We start from the raw sequence: 16238 nt of genomic DNA on the forward strand, positions 1-16238 counted from the left end.
TGCCTACCGGGAATGTTGTTGCTGTGACTGGTTTTTCACCGTTTGCCCAGCGAAGCCTTTTGATGCTTGCTGTCGGCGTTGCGATTTTGATTGGAATGGTCTCCACATCCCTGTGGCTTGTGCAGGTGAACAATCATTATTCCCAGGAGACGGCGCAGCTCCGTCGTGTGCGTGCAGCAATTCTTGATGTGCTGACCACGATGCAGGACATCGAAACCGGTCAGCGCGGATATCTGCTTACCAATAATCAGGATTATCTGGGGCCATATGAGGAGGCCCTGCAAGGCCTCCCTCAACGCCAGTCAAGACTTCTCGATCTCCTGAAGGACAATGAACAGTACAAGGCGGCTCTTTCGAGCTTGACGCAGGCAATCGATGCAAAGCTCGCGGAAACCCGCGAGACCATTGATTTGCAGCGCGAGGGTCGTATCACTGAGGCGGTTGAGGTCGTTCGCAATAATGACGGCAAACGGTTCATGAACGAGATCAGAACCGTGTTGTCGGATTTGCAGTCGCATACCGACGATCGGCTTCGCATCATCGTTACCGATCAACTTGAGGCCGCCAATACGTTGCGCTGGGTGACGATTGGTGGTGCTGTCGCGATTCTCGCCGTCGTCGGCGGCTCGATCCTGCTTGTGTTCACCTATATCCGCGCGTTGAACAAGTCGCGGGAAGACGTAGACGAACTGAACCGGCATCTTGAGGAACGCGTCGAGGAAAGAACCAGGGATCTTCGTCGTGCCAATCAGGAAATCCAACGCTTTGCCTATATCGTCACCCACGACCTGCGCGCCCCGCTGGTCAATATCATGGGCTTCCTGTCTGAATTCGACACGTCGCTGAAGCCCGTCACGAGCTATATTCTGGCTGACGGCAAAGGTCCGACAGAAGAGGTCATCCGCGAAGCGCGGCTGGCGGTTGATGAGGATATACCGGAGGCGATCGGCTTCATTCGGTCATCCACCAAAAAAATGGATCAACTGATCAACGCCATCCTGAAGATATCCCGCGATGGCCAGCGCAAGCTGCAGCCAGAAAAGGTGGATATTGAGACGTTGTTGTCGTCGCTGTCGGAGACGGTTCGCCATCAGATCAACGCCAATGGCGGTGAAATCGAGGTGGATACGCCGAAGCTGACGATTATCACCGACCGGATATCCCTCGACCAGATCCTTGGCAATCTTTTCGACAACGCCGTGAAGTACCAGATGCCCGGTCGCCCGCTGCGTCTCACGGCACGCGCTTATCCAGCGGGGCGGGGCGCGATCTGCATCGAGGTGGGCGACAACGGACGCGGGATCGGCGAGCAGGATCTCGAACGGGTCTTCGAACTGTTCCGACGGGCCGGAAACCAGGACCAGCCGGGAGAGGGAATAGGTCTCGCGCATGTCCGCTCGCTAATCAGAAATTTAGGAGGTGATATTAAAGTCGAGTCGAAACTTGGTGAGGGCAGCAAGTTCCTCTTGCTGCTGCCGAGTGACCTCAGACGAGTGACAAAGGAAGGCGACAAATGAAAGCGACCGGTCAGGAAGTAACGATCGTGATGATCGAAGACGACGAGGGCCATGCCCGTCTGATCGAGAAAAATGTGCGGCGGGCTGGCGTGAACAACGAGATCGTGCCATTCACACTGGGCGCAAAAGCACTCGATTACATCTTGGGCGAAAGTCGGGATGGCCTTGTCAGCAAGGACCGCTATCTTCTCGTGCTGCTCGACCTCAATCTGCCTGATATGTCGGGCATCACCATTCTTGAGCAGATCAAGAGCAATGAATACACCCGTCGTTTGCCTGTCGTGGTTTTGACGACCACCGATGACGAGACGGAAATCCAGAAATGTTATGATCTGGGTGCGAATGTCTATATAACCAAACCGGTCGATTATGAGGGCTTTGCCAGTGCCATCAAAAATCTCGGCCTGTTCTTCTCCGTAATTCAGATACCTTGAAGGCATGATGGCTCTGCGCGTTTTGTATGTCGATGACGACCCGGCTTTGGCGAGGCTTTCGAGCCGAGTCCTTGGTCGCCATGGAATGGAGGTGGTTCACGCCGCCTCCGTTGCTTCCGGACTCGAGCTTTTTCAAAACGGGCAGTTCGACGTGGTTGTTCTCGACCACTATTTTCAGACGTCGACCGGAATGGAGTTCCTTGCTGCGATACATTCCATACCGTCGCGCGTCCCCGTTCTTTATGTCACCGGATCCAACGAAGCCCGGATTGCCATCGATGCGCTGAAGGCAGGCGCTGCTGACTACGTCATCAAGAATGTCGGGGATGACTTTTTTCCGCTTTTGCTGACCGCCATCAATCAGGCACTGGAAAATCATCGCCTCCGCCAGACGAAGGAGGAGGCGGACCGTCTGCTGGTGACGGCGAAAGAGCATGCAGAAATGATGGTGAAAGAAATGAACCATCGTGTCGCAAACAGTTTGTCGTTGGTGTCGGCCATGATCCGGCTGCAAATAAATACGCTGAATTCCCAGGAAGCGGAAACCGCGTTGCTGGAGACGCAGAGCCGGATTTCCGCCATCGCCGGCGTTCACCGCAGCCTCTATAATACTGCCAATGTCGGCCTCGTTTCGCTGAACTCCTATCTGACCTCGATCATCGGGGATCTGTTCCAGGCCGTGCCCGGATCGTCTTCGATCACGATTGAAACGTCGCTTTGCGAGGTAGACCTCAACGCCGACCATGCCGTGGCGCTTGGTGTCATCATCACCGAGCTTCTGACCAATGCTCTTAAATATGCTTATCCTGACCAGACTGGCACCGTTCGCGTCAATCTCTCCGAGGATAATGGCCAATTCGTTCTGGTTGTCGAGGATGACGGCGTGGGCGTGCAGCCGGGCTCAATTCCTCGCGGCACGGGTCTCGGTACGAAGCTGATCATGGCAATGGCGCAAAATCTTGGCGCGCGGGTTGAACAGACCCACACCCACCCGGAGCTGCAAAAAGGCACCCGGCTGTCGATGATCTGGAACGAGAAATAATGACGGGTTTCCGCCGCCCCGCACGCTTAGAGGGTTTCCGTGTAGCGCGTTACGAACTCTTCCAGAAAAGCAGCCGCGAGTTCCATATCCCGTAAGACCGCGACGGTCTGGGGAATCTCTGAGAACGCGTCATCCAGTTTACGAAGATTGGCATCCTCCGCTACCGCCGCTTCGAGGGATTGTTTCAGCCCTGCCGCAGCATGACACGCGCCGGCCTTCACCTGTTCAGTTGCTTCAGCGGCGGTGCCGACATGAAGAATCGTCGCGTGCTTGATCAGGCGTTCCAACTGTTTTGTATAAGCGGCCCCTTGCGCAGCCGCGATGATAGAGCCGGGTTTGTCGACATCCGCTACCCGCATGTATTCCGATTGTGCCGGCACAAGAAATGTCGCCGTCACAAAGGCATAGGGCGGCGAAAACGAAAACCGGTCAGCGCGCGATGGATCTGCGGCAATGAAGGCGACATCCCATTCGCTGCGATCCGCGGCAGCCAATATCGCTGCTGCGGACGGATATTCCAGAATCGTGAGCGGAAATCCGGCTTCGGCCGCCAATGCCCGAGCGAGATCGATGCTTGGCCCGGTGAGAACACCCGTCGCAGCGTTGATGCGGGCAAGCGCCGCGTTGGAGATGTTGACCGCCGCACGGATCGCGCCCGTTGGCGCGATCTCATGGGCAATCTCGGTCCGATCAGCCATCTTATGCCGGCTCCGAGAACCTGCCGTAAAGCGCTTCTGCCCCGCGCGCCAAGAGGGCGACGTCGATGCCAACGGCCGTGAAGAGGGTGCCGAGCTCGATGCAGCGTTTCGCAAATTTCTCGTCCAGTGTGAGGATTCCAGCGGGTTTCCCCAACCGCTTCAAAAGGGCGATCGCATTTTCGATCGCTTCGACCACCTCTGGCGTCCCCGGCTGACCGGGATAACCGAAGCTCGCCGCAAGGTCTGCCGGCCCGATGAAGATTCCATCCACGCCTTCCACCGAAGCTATCGCCTCGATATTGGCCATGGCCTCACGGGTTTCGACCTGCAGGAGAACGCAGAGTTCCCGTTCGGCCTGTTGGGCGTAGTTTTTGACCCGGCCAAACCGTGTGGCGCGCGTGAGTGCTGACACGCCCCTGATGCCGGCGGGCGGATAGCGGGTGGCGGCAACGGCAGTCCTGGCCTCGTCGGCGTTCTGAATGAAGGGGATCAGCAATGTCTGGACGCCGATATCAAGAAAGCGCTTGATGAGGACGGGGTCGTTGGCGGCCGGTCGCACGATTGGCGAAACCTTGTAAGGGGCGACGGCCTGCAATTGCGGCATGACGGTCAAAACGTCGCTCGGCGAGTGTTCGGTATCGAAGAGCAGCCAGTCGAAACCGGCGGGCGCAACGATCTCCGCCGCATAAGTGCCCGGCAGGCCGCACCACAGCCCGATCTGGCTTTCGCCCGCGCGCAGCTTTGCTTTGAATTGATTGACCGGAAGATCCATGTTCCCACCTCACACGAAAGAGACGCCGATCGAGCCGATCGGGCCGTAATCTGCCTGGATGACATCACCTTTGACGATATCGACGGGCCGCGTAAAGGACCCTGCAAGGACGATCTGCCCCTTCTTCAGGCCACCGCCCACGGCATGCAGCTTGTTGACCAGCCACGCAACGCCAGCGGCAGGATGCCCCATGATCGCCGCCGACACGCCGGATTCCTCGATAACCCCGTTTTTGGAAAGCGTAGCGCCGACCCAGCGCACGTCGATATCCATCGGACGGATAACACGTCCACCGACCACGATGGCGCCGAACGCCGCATTGTCAGCGATAGTATCGGTGATCGCGCGGGGTACTTCGGTGCGGTAGTCGATAATCTCGAGGGCCGGCACGACAAATTCGGTCGCGCGCATCACGTCGTAGATGCGCGTGCCTGTGCCATGCAGGTCTTCTCCCATAATGAAGGCCAGCTCGACCTCGAGGCGCGGCTTGATGAACAGCTCAGCCTTGATCTGTGCACCGTCGTTATAAAGCGCGTCGTCAAGTATGACCCCATAGTCGGGCTCGGTCATTTTAGACGCCATCTGCATGGCGCGGGACGTGAGGCCGATCTTGTGGCCAACGATCCGGGCGCCGCGAGCGACGCGGGATTGGGCCCAGAGCTCCTGAATGCGATAGGCGTCCTCAATCTCGAGTTCCGGATAGGTTTTGCTGGGCTGGACGATCGGCTTTCTGTCGGTCTCGGCTTTCAGAATAGCATCAGCAGCGGCCTGGCGTTGTTCCTCGGTGATCATAAATGGCTCCGGAATTATTTGATCGGCGGGCGCGGCAGAACGGCTTCGCCCGGCTCCATGGTGTAGGTGTAATCAAGCGAGAACCACGGTCCCACAACATCCTTGTCGCTGGGGTGGGGCTCATCATGGCGAATGAAATCTCCCGTGAGGGCGGCCGTCACGCCGAACTGCACATCGGAATCAATATGGGGATCGCTCGGGTCGAAAACCTGCGAGATCAATGTCTTGAAGCCCGATTTGAATATGAGTGCGTGCAGGTGGGCCGGCCTATACGGATGTCGACCCTGCGCCTTGAGCATCCGCCCGACGACGCCGTCGACGGGGATAGGATAACCGACCATTTTCACGGTCCGGAACCAGAAACGGCCATCCTCGTCCGTGGTGAATTTTCCGCGCAGGTTCATTTCTGCCTGATCAGGGTCCTGGTTTTCATAGAGACCGACAGGAGAAGCATGCCAGACATCGACCTCCGCACCTGAAATCGGATTGCCGTGCCGATCAATGACGCGGGCGCGAACGAAGAGCGGATCTCCCGGAGTACTGGAGCGGATGATCGTTCCGCCATTTTCTACCCGCGGGGAGTTGAGGCGCCAGAAGGGGCCGAGCAGCGACTGCGATGTCTCCGTCTGGCCGTTATCACCATTGTTCAACAGACAGACGAGAGAGGATACGCCAAGGGAGCCCGAGATCAGAACGAACTCATTGTGCGTATCGGTCTGCAACTGACCGATTTCGTTCAAGATGGCCGTTGCCTCGCGGAACTCTGGCTCCGTTAAACGCACTTCGCGAACAAACGCATGGAGGTGCTTGACCAGCGCCACCAGAATTTCACGCATTCGTGGATCGGATGTCTGATTCATCGCCGCGATGACCGCAGGCGTGATGTCGCTTTCGCTTTTGATGACCATTGGCACCTCCCAATGCAGAGTCAGTACGAAAATAATCGATTATCTGTCAAGCGTCTATCAAGCGAAAGCGGTTGCTGGATGGTTTTCTAGTCTATGTTGGAGATTTCTGGGCCTTACGAAGGCAATTTTCGTCATCATCACGCCTCTTTGGGAACGTGGCGAGCGATTTTCCTACAATCCGTTGACAATAATAATCGTTTATTCTACCGCTCATCATCAAGTTTTGTCACGCGGGGTGTCATGAAACAGCAGGCCAACGATCCGATCGGAGGGGGCAATCAAACCGCCAGCGGTGGATTTTCGGACGATGGCAAGAATACCATCGGCAGCCAGCTTGCCACGCGGCTACGCGAAGCGATCATTTCCGGTGATCTGGAAGCGGGCAGCAAGATCAATCTCGACAAGGCGCGACAATCCTTCAACGTCAGCCTGAGCCCGCTTCGCGAGGGCCTTGCGCGCCTGATATCCGACGGTCTTGTCGAGTTTGAGGATAATCGTGGCTACCGTGTCTCGCCTGTGTCGCTCGCCAATCTGGAGGAAGTCACCAGCCTGCGCGAAGAACTCGAGGTTTTCGCTCTGAAGGAAGCCATCCGGGTGGGTAATGTGGAGTGGGAGGGACACGTCATGCGCGCCCTGCATAAGCTCAACCGCGCCGAGCGGGATGCAGCAAGGCCCGAGACTCTGGAGTACTGGGAAACCGTGCATCGCGATTTCCACCTCGCTTTGATATCGGGATGTGGCAAACCGCTTCTTCTTCAGTTCTGCAACACCCTGCTTAATCTCAATGATCGTTATCGAAGGGCCTTCCTTTCACAGACATCCGGTGACAGAAACGTCAATCAAGAACACAGCGAGATAGCGCAGGGTGCGGTCGCCCGGGACAGCGATTTCGCGACCGAAAAGCTTCGCCAGCATATTCATCGCACGGGCAGCAATCTCCTGGAGCATCTTGCCCGCGCGGGGGTGGTGCGATGACAGACAGCAAACCAACCCTGCAGAAGGCGCTCGGCGTCGCCCATTTTTCCGCAATATCGCTGCCGCCGTCACAGTTTGTGCGCTGCGCCGCCAAAGCAGGCTTCAATGCGGTTGGATTGAGGTTGCATCCTGCCTTTCCCGGCGCGCCTTATTACGAGCTGCCGAAGGGCAGCAAGTCCGCAGCGGAATTTCGCGCACTTCTCGACAGCGAAGGCATGAGCGTCTTCGACATCGAGTTTTTTGTTATTGACCCGCAATTCGATGCGGCCGCTGTCGAAGCGATCGTCGCTGCGGCGGCGGACATTGGCGCCAGACGCCTGTCCGCCTGCGGCGATGATGCCGACCGACAACGTCTTGTCGATAACCTCGGCAGCTTTTGCACCGTCGCTGCTCGCCACGGCATGGCCGTCGATCTGGAAAACATGGGTTGGCGCACAGTCAGCACCTATCGCGAAAGCGCTACCATCATAAAAGACTGTGCCCAGACCAATGCGGGCGTGCTTGTCGACGCCATTCATTTCTTTCGCAACGGCGGAAACATCAATGAGATCGATCGCAACATCGTCAGGCACGTGCAGCTCTGCGATGTCTCCGGTGCTGCACCGGCGACACCTGAAGGAATGATAAACGAAGCTAGATCGGGCCGTCTCGCCCCGGGGGAGGGGCTCCTGCCCTTGCACGACCTCCTCGCTGCCGTTGGGGATGGGGCAGCCATTTCAGTTGAAGTGCCCTTGGTCGGAACCTCCGATGCCAAGGATCATCTGCGAAATCTCAATCTCAAGGCTCGAAGACTTCTGCAGTCTTTCCAATAAAGGAGCCGGTGTTGCGGGTACGCGATTCCCGCGCGCATCGACTGCATGCCCGTTTGGCGCCGGACTCCAAGAACAAGCGATTGCGCCCATGGGTTGCATTCAACTTCTGCCGCTTTTTTGGTCTCGACATGGCTGAGAAGTTTTACGCGCACCTTCTAATATGAAGAGATTGAAAATCTGCCCGATAAGTTCTCATGGATGAATTTTTGCGTCCACTAAATAGGCGAAAGCCCAAAGTTTTATCATCCGTCAAAAATACATTAATGCAATCTTAACGATGTTGCGCCGCACAAAAACTTGCGACACGATTTCAATACTTCGGGAGGAACGCTTGCTTAACAACCACAGGAGTTGATTCATGCTGTTCCGTAATAAGTCCAAGGAAAGAAATAATGGGGCGTCTGTGAGGCTGGCGTCCTATACTGTTCTAGGTGTCGTCGCTACGGTATTTTCTTCTTCTGTATTTCCACCGGTGTTCACGTCGCAGACCAGTCGTGCACTGATCAACGCGCCGATCATTCCTTTGACCACCCCGATTAGTGGCGTGGTCAAATTATCGGATGATAAAGGCAAGGCAACCATCGAAAACGACAAGGTCGACAAAACAACCCTCATCGGCTTGAAGGTGCAGTTGGCCGCGCTCGATAATGAAATGCGCCAGAAGAACTCGATTGTCGGAGATTATGCGTCCCGGATCGAAGATTTGAACAAGGATCTCTCCAGCCAGCAGGCGGCGCTGCTCATCCGGACTCAATCCGATCTTGCGGCTGCGGAGGCTGCCTTGCAGATGGTGACCTATTCCACCCGCATCGCAAAAGCTGAGGCAACGAGAAAACAGAAGCTGGTAGCGAAGGGTGTCTATTTCGGTATCGGCGATGATATTGCCGACACGATACAGCTTGAAGATGTAAAATTGCAGGCGGCCAGGGTAGCCGTGGACAAACTCAACAAGGAAATGAGCTTTGCCCGCCAAGGAATTTATATCGGCTCTGATCTGCAGTCGCTGCAAAATCTCCAGCAGGAAATCCGCACACGTTCAGCCGACCTGATGCAGATCCAGATGCAGATGACGACGTTGGAGACCAGACGCAGCGAACTGGAAACGCTGGCCTCGGCAGAGGCGGCCCGCATCGAGCGTCTTACCCGCGCAGATCTCGCGATCCCGGCCGGAACGACACTTTACAAGCCGGTCGCGGCAACCGGACGCGAGGTTGTCGCTGGCGATACGCTCGCGGAAGCGCTGGATTGCCGCAATGCTTTCGTGGTTGCCATTTTCTCCGAGCGTCAGGCGCAGGCCCTCTCCGTCGGCTCGCGGGTTAAGGTTAATGCCGATGGCTGGAACCAGGAAGCCGATGGTCTGGTGGAGCGGCTGGTGCCGCGCACGACGGAACGGGTGGATCTGGACTACGCCGTGCCTTTTCCGCCGACAGAAAGGCGCGAGCTCTACGCTTTCATCCGCGTTGACGGCGCAAACCAGCAAAAACTTGCGCGTGATACCGCTTGTTCGGTCGGAACATGGGTGAGCGTAAGTCTGCCGAATGAGTGGCTCGGAAAGACGCAGGACTATGTTCATGAGGCATCCAGCAGCCTGTTAAAACTCGCCCATACCTCCGTCGATGAGCTTCCTGGCGTCACCGAGGCTACCTGGTCGCTTATCGAAACGTCGCGCGACAAGGTCTTCGATTACATGGGCATCAGGCCAGCCAAACAAGCGCGCCAGCCGCAGATTGCTGAACGGTTGCCTCAACAAGGGGTCCTGCCGCATCAAACGACGACCAGCCCCAGCGCGGCAAAAACGGTCTCGCGAACTCAATCCTGACACCGCACGGATTGGGTGAGCCCTGCGGGCCCGTTTATTGGCCCGTAGGGCAAGCGCCTCATCTTTCATATTACGCTCTTGCCTGCGTCCGCATCTAAGCGCGGAAGGACATTGTTAAGGTTAGTTCGATGTATTTCAGCTCCGAAGGTGACATCCAGTCCATACTTTACGTCAACCTTGTCATCGCACTTGGCGCAATCCTTTTCGCCATGCTTGCCGATCGCAAGAGGTTCGTCGACAGGCTGGCATTCAGCGTCATCATGCTTCTTTCGCTTGGAACATACATTGTGTGGCGAGCCGTCGATACTTTGCCGCCGGTGGAATTCTCGCTGGAGGCCTTGTGGAACTATACATACTTCACATTCGAACTCATTTCGGTGCTCTATGCGATCGGTTCTATCCTCATCCTGCTCCGGCGAACGGACTGGTCCGCCATCGCCGACCGTGGGGAGGCCGAACTCGAAAAAAATGGAGACGCTCCCTTGGTGGACGTCGTCATCTGCACCTACAACGAGCCGTTAAACGTCCTCGAGAAGTCGATCATTGCAGCACAAGCCATGGATTATCCGAAGCTTCGTGTTTTCGTCTGTGACGATACGCGCAGACCGGAGGTCCGCGATTATTGCGACAGGGTCGGCGTCAACTACGTCACCCGTCCCGACAACAAACATGCCAAGGCGGGAAATCTGAACAATGCCCTTCGCCACACCAATGCCCTGGCGCAGGTGTCGGATCTCATCATGGTGCTTGACGCCGACTTCGCGCCGCAGGCAAATTTTCTCAAACGCGTCACGGGGCTTTTCTCGGATCCAAAGGTGGCGGTGGTGCAAACGCCGCAATTTTATTTCAACAGAGATCCCATCCAACACAACCTGGGCATTGGTAAAAGCTTCGTCGATGACCAGCGTGTTTTCTTCGATGTATTCCAACCGGCGAAAGACGCGGCTGGTTGCGCGTTCTGCGTCGGCACCAGCTTCGTCGTGCGTCGCTCTGCCGTAAATGACCTTGGCGGCTTTCCTTCAGAAGCGCTTTCCGAGGACATGCTATTGACATATCGGCTGATGGAACAGGGATATGTCACACGCTGGCTAAATGAGAAACTCAGTGTCGGCTTATCGGCCGAGGGTATACCGGAATATATTACCCAGCGGACGCGCTGGTGTCTCGGTACGATCCAGATCGGTCTCCTCCGCACCGGTCCGCTCTGGCGCGGCAACTTCACGCTGACGCAGCGGCTGCATTATCTGCATGGCCTTTTCTGCTGGTTGTCGAAGCCTTTTATCCTTTGCTTGCTCCTCGCACCTTCGATCTACTGGCTTACCGGCGTTTCGGCCCTTCAAGCCGATGAATTGATGTTCATGAAGCTGGGGCTGTCCTCTCTTGCGCTGTTCTGGACCTATTCCACCTGGATTTCCGGCAAACGCACTCTTCCTCTTTTCACGGAAGTGACTCATGCCCTGACGGCGGTACCAATCACAATCACCCTTTTTCAAGCTATTCGAAAGCCGTTCGGACGGCCCTTTAAAGTGACGGAAAAGGGTGGAGACAGATCGCATGTGCGGGTTCATGCGCCCACGGCATTGTTTTTCGCCTTCGTTTCGGCGGCCTCGGCCGTGTCGATTGTGCTGGCCGTCTACAGCTGGGATTCTCCTTCGGAAATGTCCGCACGCGACTGCATGAACCTCATCTGGTCAGCCGTCGCGATGGTGATTGCTTTCACCAGCCTCATATGCTGCATCGAGTTGCCCCGCTTCGACAAAGAAGAGCCGATCGAAGTCGATATTGCCGGAAAAATCCGCAGCGCCGACTCAATCCTGCCCGTTCGTATATCGAGGCTGTCGACCGAAAGTGTTACACTCTCGGAGACCTCCCTGGGCGTCGCTGATGCCGCGTCGGTTTTCGTACCGGAGGCTGGCTGGTTGCAGGTGGAGGCCGGCGGCACGCCCCAGGCGCCTTGCAAATATAATTTGCGTCTCACGGAGGAACAGCACAGGGCTGTTTTGCGACTTCTGTTCCGGACCGCTCCTGAGAACGTCGCCGGGCAGGGGGATCTTATGCAATCAATGCGGATGTTGTTCGCCCGCGCTTTCAGCTGACGGGCTGGTCCCCTTAGAGCGGCTGGATAGCATGAGGCTCGACAAGGCTTGAGGGAGACTGCATGTCCAACAAGACTATCCTCATCGGCTCATTATTTTGCAGTCTCGTGGCGGCGAACCCGGTCACCGCGACCGAAACTGCTAGAGATGTCGTTGCCACAAGGTTATGCGCCGGACTTGCCGCAAGGATGGACGGCTCGGTCGGGCCCTTTCTTTTCCGCAGCTATGAGCCTGGAGAAGTTGGACAGCCACTTGACCCGGCCCTGGAGAATGCGGCTTTCACCTACGACAACGCCCTGGCATCCATCGCGCTTTTTGCCTGTCGCCAGGATGCAAAAGCCCTGCGCGTTGCCGATGCTTTACGCCTCGCGGTTGATCATGACAGGCATTACCGCGACGGCCGAATCCGCAATGCATATCGTTCCGGTGCCATAGCAGGTATCAAGGAGCCCATGCTTTTGCCCGGGTTCTGGAATGCCAGGCTCAATGCCTGGATCGAAGACGATTATCAGGTTGGAACTGCGACCGGCAACGTTGCCTGGGCAGCACTTGCACTTTTAGCCGCGCATGAACAATCTGGCGACCAAACCTACCGGGCCGCTGCGGCAAGACTGGTTGGGTGGATCGACACCAGTACGAGGGGAAAAAGCGGTGTCGGCTACGCCGGCGGTACTTTCGGTCAGGAGCCCGCGCCAACCACACTGGATTGGAAATCGACCGAACATAATCTCGATATTTATGCAGCAGCCAATTGGCTTGCGGCAATCGATGACACGAGACAGTGGAAAGTCGTGCGGGATCAAGCCGGATCGTTCCTCGACGCCATGTGGAACGAGCGGGAAGGGCACTTCTACGTCGGTAGCCTGCCCGGCAGCGATCTACCAAACACCAGCCAGTCAGGTATCGATTCCGAACTTTGGCCGCTTCTTGCTGTGCCAGAATTTGAGGGCCGCGCCTCGCGGGTTTTAAACTGGGTTGATAGGCACTACGCCGTCAATGGCGGGTTCGATTTCAATGACGATCGCGATGGCGTCTGGCTCGAAGGCACCGCACAGGCGGCGCTGACGTTTCAGCGTGCTGGACAGAAAGGGAAAGCCGACAGGCTGCTCGAGACAATAAAAGCGAATATTTCGCCGAGCAGACTTGTTTATGCGACCCAAGATCGCGAACTGACGACCGGCCTGAAAATCGGTCCGGGCTCCAACTCCGCTGACTTCAAGTATTTCAGGTTGCCGCATATCGGAGCCACGGCATGGGCCATTCTTGCGGCCAAAGACTGGAATCCATTTACGGGTAACGGTGTTGCACCCGCTCTGCTCAGGTGAGCATGTCGCGGGTCTTCGCGCTTCGCTTGCTGTTTGCCTCCCGTGGTTCAGCAATCAGGGCCTCAAAACTTCACATGCGATCCGGCCTGGCGCGGAATCCGGGCAGTCAGGCGGCAGCGCGACGCCTTTTTTCCGGCTGACAGACAGCAGGAAACCTCGTCCGAGAACCCGTCAGGGAAAAGGTGAAGGTTGAAAACCTATGCTTCGACAGGCTCGCTCACGTCATCCAGAAGGAAGTGCACGATAACATAGCGTGTCGTATATTTATGACCGCTGTCGGCAACGCCTTCGACGGCGCCACCGTCTGCGGGGTGCCACTCCTTGTAGTGGGGATTATTCGTGATCAGGGTGATAGCCTTGCCCGTGAACTTGCCATCCAGCCTGTAGCGGGCTTCGGCAAGGCTCCAGATTTTTTCAAAATTTTCCTGGCTGATCCGGGCGCGCAGGGCTTTCCTGGTTGTCGCCTTGCCGGTCGAACCATCGTCTCTGGCCACCGGTGGAATATGAAGGTCGACCTCTTCAGCACCATCAAGTAGAAAGGCAAATTCGTCTGGCCACATCCGTCTCACGTATCGCTCCTCCCAAAGCTGCCGTCCGGTAGTGGCCACATGATAGCGCGTCCGTCGCGAGAGGCAATGGCGGAAATGTACCCCTAACGCGACCGTCGGGAACTTGAAATCGGCTTTCAGATCGTGCTTGTTTTCGGTCGGCAGCGCGCGTTTGCGTCCCCGGTTGAGGAACCGCACGGAGGAAGAAGGCATGAAGAAGCTCATCAACAATCCAGTAACGGTCGTGCGGGAGATGCTTGAAGGGGTCGTAGCCCTTAGTCCTGCGACGATCCTGCTTGCTGATGAGAACGTCGTGATTCAGTCCGGCCTTCCCGAACCGGATAAGCGGAAGGTGGCGGTGCTGTCTGGTGGCGGCAGCGGACATGAGCCCGCCCATGCAGGCTATGTCGGGGCGGGCATGCTGACCGTTGCGGTCGCAGGTGACGTTTTTACCTCGCCCAGCACCGATGCGGTTCTCGCGGGCATCAGGGCCGCGGCAGGGCCTGCCGGTGCCCTCCTTATCGTCAAGAACTATACAGGCGACAGGCTGAATTTCGGCCTGGCGGCAGAGCTGGCAAGGGCCGAAGGTATCCCCGTCGAGATCGTCGTCGTCGCAGACGACGTCGCGTTGAGGGATACGGTGTCCGCAGACCGACGCCGTGGCATCGCCGGGACGGTGCTGGTCCATAAGCTCGCCGGCGCGGCGGCCGAGAGGGGGCTTCCTCTTGAAGACGTGGCCCGTATAGCGCGCGAGGCCGCCGGGAAATTGGCTTCGATGGGAGTTGCGCTGGGCTCCTGCACGCTTCCGGCGGTCGGCAAGCCGGGCTTCGTGCTCGGGGAGGCGGAAATCGAAGTGGGGCTCGGGATTCACGGCGAGCAGGGCGTCCGGAGGATGCCCCTCGCGCCGGTGGACGAGCTAGTGACGCTGGTCCTCGATACCATCACGGCCGATGGTAAGCTTAAAAGCGGGGATCGAGTGGCGCTTCTTGTCAACGGATTGGGATCAACGCCGCCGATGGAACTTGCGATCGTGGCACGCTCCGCGGTGGCGCGTCTCGAATCATTCGGCATATCCGTCGAGCGGGCCTGGGCAGGCACCTTCCTTTCGGCGCTGGATATGCCAGGCTTCTCTCTGTCAGTCATACCTGTCGATGCCGAAACCCTAAGCCTCATCGACGCGCCGACCGTGGCCACCGCGTGGCCCCGCGGCGGAGCCGTGAACCGGGAGCGGGTGCTGCCGTCGCACAATATTGAAAAGAGCGAGGCCGCTGAAAGAAGAAGAACCCCAGCCGGAGATCGATTACATGCAGTCTCACGGCATGTGGCTAACGCTTTGATCGCCGCGGAGCCCAGGCTAACGGAGCTTGACAGCATCACAGGCGATGGCGACCTGGGGATGAGTATGGTGCGCGGTGCCGAAGCAATTCTTGCACTTCCGGAGCAGAGTTTCAGCGACGTTTCGGATGGATTGATGGCGATGGCAAACGCGATGCGAAAAGCGATCGGCGGAAGCTCGGGACCATTCTACGCCACCGGCCTGATGCGCGCTTCGCGCCAGCTTGCCGGGATCGAAAAGCCAACCGCCGAACAAATGGCCGACGCATTTCTAGCTGCTGTTGCAGCCATCTCTGAACTCGGTGGCGCCGGGCCAGGCGACCGCACCATGATTGACGCGCTGTATCCCGCGGCAGAAACGTTCAGGGAAAAACTTGGCGGCGGCGCATCTTCAGAGGATGCGTGGCGCTCGGCAGTGGCGGCGGGTGTCGCGGGTGCTGAAGCAACAGCGTCCATGAAGCCGCGTCTCGGTCGCGCGAGCTATCTTGGAGAGAGGGCTGTGGGACATCAGGATGCGGGAGCCGTTGCCGTTAGCATCTGGCTAGAAGCAATCACTCCCGGCTAGAAGAGCCATCGGCCAGACGTGGCTGAAGTTGGACGCCATCATCGAAGCCGCTCGGACACAACCAAACTTAGACCCGTCGCGTCTTGATCGTGTTCATGACGAAGCTGGTCTCAATGGTGTCGACGCATTTCAGCTTCGCAATCTTGTCCTTTATGAAGCGCTCGTAATCCTCCAGTCCGCCGCACATGACCTTAAGCATATAATCCCGCGGGCCGGTCACCAGATGACACTCGAGAACCTCATCCCAGTCGAGAACGGCGGCTTCGAACATGCGGATTTCGTCATCGTGCTGGCGGCTGAGGCGGATGGAGGCGAGGGCGGTCATGGTCCATCCCTCGACCGCAGGATCAATGATGGCGGAATAACCTTTGATCGCGCCAATCTCCTCCAGGCGTCGCAGACGACGCAGGCACGCCGATGCTGACAGGCCGACCCGCTCTGCGAGTTCGTTGTTGGTGATCCGCGCGTCGGCCGACAACTCCTTCAGGATTCTGTTGTCGATGGGGTCCGCAATTTTCTGCGACATAGTCGGCACTTCTCCGCAACAAATTGTTTTTATCAAACTTTTTGCGCATCAAAATGCAAGGTATTTCGGCCACA

General features: G+C 57.3%; 15 protein-coding genes. 9 read left to right on the forward strand and 6 right to left on the reverse strand.

Annotation, left to right across the window (positions count from 1 at the left end; all coding sequences use genetic code 11):
- Positions 1–62: 62 nt before the first annotated feature.
- Genes AT6N2_RS21730 through AT6N2_RS21740 form a run of 3 tightly spaced genes read left to right on the forward strand, consistent with a single transcriptional unit; the run spans position 63 to position 2993 of the window.
- Positions 63–1517: a sensor histidine kinase gene (locus AT6N2_RS21730; protein WP_209091349.1), complete on the forward strand. Its 1455-nt coding sequence runs from the start codon at positions 63–65 to the stop codon at positions 1515–1517.
- The gene (locus AT6N2_RS21735) at positions 1514–1951 is read left to right on the forward strand and encodes a response regulator (protein WP_063946896.1); all 438 of its coding nucleotides are present in this window, start codon (positions 1514–1516) and stop codon (positions 1949–1951) included. The genes AT6N2_RS21730 and AT6N2_RS21735 overlap by 4 nt, the downstream gene beginning before the upstream one ends.
- A gap of 4 nt (positions 1952–1955) precedes the next feature.
- Positions 1956–2993, forward strand: coding sequence for a sensor histidine kinase (locus AT6N2_RS21740; protein WP_063946897.1), 1038 nt, complete (start codon positions 1956–1958; stop codon positions 2991–2993).
- A 26-nt stretch (positions 2994–3019) separates the two neighbouring features.
- On the opposite strand, the gene AT6N2_RS21745 is transcribed toward AT6N2_RS21740, so the two are convergent.
- The 4 genes from AT6N2_RS21745 to AT6N2_RS21760 are packed head-to-tail and all read right to left on the reverse strand — an operon-like array spanning position 3020 to position 6163.
- The gene (locus AT6N2_RS21745) at positions 3020–3691 is read right to left on the reverse strand and encodes a transporter substrate-binding domain-containing protein (protein WP_209091352.1); all 672 of its coding nucleotides are present in this window, start codon (positions 3689–3691) and stop codon (positions 3020–3022) included.
- A gap of 1 nt (position 3692) precedes the next feature.
- Positions 3693–4463: a 4-hydroxy-2-oxoheptanedioate aldolase gene (gene hpaI / locus AT6N2_RS21750; protein ID WP_209091354.1), complete on the reverse strand. Its 771-nt coding sequence runs from the start codon at positions 4461–4463 to the stop codon at positions 3693–3695.
- Positions 4464–4472: 9 nt separating this feature from the next.
- Complete coding sequence (gene hpaH / locus AT6N2_RS21755; RefSeq protein WP_209091355.1) at positions 4473–5255, reverse strand: 2-oxo-hept-4-ene-1,7-dioate hydratase; 783 nt, start codon at positions 5253–5255, stop codon at positions 4473–4475.
- A gap of 14 nt (positions 5256–5269) precedes the next feature.
- Positions 5270–6163, reverse strand: coding sequence for an intradiol ring-cleavage dioxygenase (locus AT6N2_RS21760; protein ID WP_209091356.1), 894 nt, complete (start codon positions 6161–6163; stop codon positions 5270–5272).
- A gap of 240 nt (positions 6164–6403) precedes the next feature.
- On the opposite strand from AT6N2_RS21760, the gene AT6N2_RS21765 reads away from it, so the two are divergent.
- The 5 genes from AT6N2_RS21765 to AT6N2_RS21785 all read left to right on the forward strand — a co-directional run bounded on the left by AT6N2_RS21765 (position 6404) and on the right by AT6N2_RS21785 (position 13190).
- The gene (locus AT6N2_RS21765; protein ID WP_209091357.1) at positions 6404–7138 is read left to right on the forward strand and encodes a GntR family transcriptional regulator; all 735 of its coding nucleotides are present in this window, start codon (positions 6404–6406) and stop codon (positions 7136–7138) included.
- Positions 7135–7950, forward strand: a complete 816-nt coding sequence (locus tag AT6N2_RS21770) for a sugar phosphate isomerase/epimerase family protein (RefSeq protein WP_209091358.1) — start codon at positions 7135–7137, stop codon at positions 7948–7950. Before AT6N2_RS21765 ends, AT6N2_RS21770 begins: the two co-directional genes overlap by 4 nt.
- 358 nt (positions 7951–8308) lie before the next feature.
- Positions 8309–9769 (forward strand): HlyD family efflux transporter periplasmic adaptor subunit, encoded by a 1461-nt coding sequence (locus tag AT6N2_RS21775; protein WP_233282566.1) that lies wholly within the window; start codon positions 8309–8311, stop codon positions 9767–9769.
- Positions 9770–9897: 128 nt separating this feature from the next.
- Complete coding sequence (locus tag AT6N2_RS21780) at positions 9898–11865, forward strand: glycosyltransferase family 2 protein (protein WP_209091359.1); 1968 nt, start codon at positions 9898–9900, stop codon at positions 11863–11865.
- A 62-nt stretch (positions 11866–11927) separates the two neighbouring features.
- Positions 11928–13190, forward strand: coding sequence for a hypothetical protein (locus AT6N2_RS21785; RefSeq protein ID WP_209091360.1), 1263 nt, complete (start codon positions 11928–11930; stop codon positions 13188–13190).
- Between the two features lie 197 nt (positions 13191–13387).
- Here AT6N2_RS21785 and AT6N2_RS21790 read toward each other — a convergent pair whose 3' ends face one another.
- A complete protein-coding gene (locus tag AT6N2_RS21790; protein WP_209091952.1) occupies positions 13388–13750 on the reverse strand; it encodes a hypothetical protein in 363 nt (120 codons plus the stop codon).
- Positions 13751–13949: 199 nt separating this feature from the next.
- Between AT6N2_RS21790 and AT6N2_RS21795 the strand changes: the two genes are divergently transcribed.
- Complete coding sequence (locus tag AT6N2_RS21795; protein WP_209091361.1) at positions 13950–15638, forward strand: dihydroxyacetone kinase family protein; 1689 nt, start codon at positions 13950–13952, stop codon at positions 15636–15638.
- 67 nt (positions 15639–15705) lie between these two features.
- Here the strand turns inward: AT6N2_RS21795 and AT6N2_RS21800 are convergent, their stop codons facing one another.
- The gene (locus AT6N2_RS21800) at positions 15706–16164 is read right to left on the reverse strand and encodes an Lrp/AsnC family transcriptional regulator (RefSeq protein WP_209091363.1); all 459 of its coding nucleotides are present in this window, start codon (positions 16162–16164) and stop codon (positions 15706–15708) included.
- Positions 16165–16238: the final 74 nt, after the last annotated feature.

Origin of the sequence: Agrobacterium tumefaciens (genome assembly GCF_017726655.1) — a bacterium.
Taxonomy (GTDB): Bacteria; Pseudomonadota; Alphaproteobacteria; order Rhizobiales; family Rhizobiaceae; genus Agrobacterium; species Agrobacterium tumefaciens_B.